2 protein-coding genes are annotated in these 1,938 nt (G+C 66.8%); both read right to left on the bottom strand.

Going from position 1 to position 1,938, the window contains the following annotated elements; all coding sequences use genetic code 11:
- Window positions 1–894 (bottom strand): 5-methyltetrahydropteroyltriglutamate--homocysteine S-methyltransferase (locus ELR45_RS25950; RefSeq protein ID WP_205857286.1); only part of this gene is annotated, 894 nt, incomplete at its 3' end.
- Window positions 895–1,073: 179 nt separating this feature from the next.
- Window positions 1,074–1,938: 3'-5' exonuclease (locus tag ELR45_RS39120; RefSeq protein WP_205857285.1), on the bottom strand; the 865-nt coding region annotated here is incomplete at its 5' end.

Here is a 1,938-nt window from a genome sequence, read left to right as displayed (position 1 = left end):
CGGCGGGACGAACCGCAACGGCTCGAAGGTGCCCGAGCGCTCGTCGTCGTACTCCAGGAAGAAGCCGTCCACGGCGAGCTGGCCGAACAGGGCTTCAGCTACGAAGTCGTACCCGCCCTCGGCCGCCCATGAGGACTGGAAGTTGCCCCGGCACAAGTGCGTCGTCACCGTCAGCTCAGCAGGTTTCCCATCGAGCACCCGGTTGAGCTGCCTGATGTAGTGCTCGTGCAGATGCTCCCCGTCGCCACCCCACGTCGCGACCCGCTCCCGCTGCCGTGGGTCGTTGAGGTAGGCGAGGCTGACATCGTCCAGCTGCAGGTATCGGCAGCCGAGGTCCGCCATCATCCGCAGCTGCTTGGCGTAGGCGGCCGTGAGGTCCATCCAGAACACATCTTCGTCCGGATACACCTGCGGGTCTATCGCCGCCGGCCCGCCACGGTAATGCACCATGCTCGGCGACGGGATGGTCAGCTTCGGCGTCAGTCCGGTCCCCTCGGCCACCGACTGGAGGTACTGGAACGGCTCGCCGAAAATCGGCCGCTCCACACCGATCTTGCCGTCGATCGTCATCGCGGCGCTGCTGAACTCCACGACGCCGTCCTGGTTGCGCATCGGGACCTTGATCTCGCCGTCGGCGCGGTGGACACCGTCGAGCTCGTAGATGAAGTCCATGTGCCACGACGCACGCCGGAACTCACCGTCGGTGGCGGTGTTCAGACCGACGTCCCGCTGCATGGCGACGACGTCACGGACGGCGCCGTCTTCCACCTCACGCAACGCGTCATCGTCGATCTCGCCGGCGGCGTGCCGTTGCCGGGCCTTCAGCAGCCGTTCCGGGCGGAGCAGGCTCCCTACGTGATCCGCTCGGAATGGCGGGCGTCCGTTGTCCGTCATCGCTGACCTCCCGGGTGTCATGTGATTGGTTGGGTGCCACGCTAAGGGTGCGGTCTCACCGGCCTCTAGATGCCTTCCGGTCCTTGGAAGATGGGAGTGACGAATCCGGCGTTGACCAGGTATTCGGCCCCGCCGACAGCGACGCCACTTCTACAACGGTGCCACTTCCTCGACTACCTCTACAACAGGGTGAGCTGATGAACGCGCGTCCTGCGGCGCGCTCCCTCCTCGTCGAGCCGGTCGTAGACCGAACCGTCCAACGAGCTCAGGAACGGCGAGGCCTCACCTGTGCGCGACTGACCACGCCACGTCCGTTCAGCCGCGTGCGTGAGGTAGAGGACTCGCTGGGCTCTGGTCATGCCCACGTAGAACAGCCGACGCTCTTCGGCGAGGTCCTCGTCGTCGAGGTCCTCACCGGGCCAGCGGAACGGCAACATGCCGTCCTCGCACCCGACCACGAACACGACAGGAAACTCCAGCCCTTTCGCGGCGTGCAGAGTCAGCAGGGAGACCCGGTCCGCCCGCGGATCCAGTGCGTCGACTTCCGCGCCGATCAACAGTTCCTGCCGGAACCGCTCGAGGTCGTCCCCACACTCAGCCGCCAACGGAGCGAGCAGGTCCACTGCGGAGTAGAGCTCCGACGTACGCTCGGCCCGGTCCACGCTGGACACCATGGAGAGCACAGTCTCCGCGGCACGGCGCACTCCGGTCAGCACGTCCGGCGCTGCGCTGGCCGAAGACTGGTAGGTCAGCTCGGTCAGAATCTCGCGCACGCCCGTACGCTCGACCAGCCGGTCGTGTGAGTGCCGCTGGAACGGATAGCCCGCCCGTGCCAGCGCATCCATCACCGCGCTCGCCTGCACCGACGTTCGATACAGCACCGCGATGTCGGCGAAGCCGATCTCACCGTCGCCCTCCCCGTCGGCTCGGCCGCTGTCTCTGGAATGCAGCGATGTGCCGCCGAGCAGCCGGTCGATGGTGCGGCTGACGAAGGCGGCCTCAGCCTGCTCGTTCGACGCCCGGTGAACTCCGATCTTGGCCGGC

The organism is Phytoactinopolyspora endophytica, assembly GCF_004138495.1.
GTDB lineage: Bacteria > Actinomycetota > Actinomycetes > Jiangellales > Jiangellaceae > Phytoactinopolyspora > Phytoactinopolyspora endophytica.
Note: the sequence above shows the minus strand (reverse complement) of the source record. Positions and strands in the feature narration are given on the sequence as shown.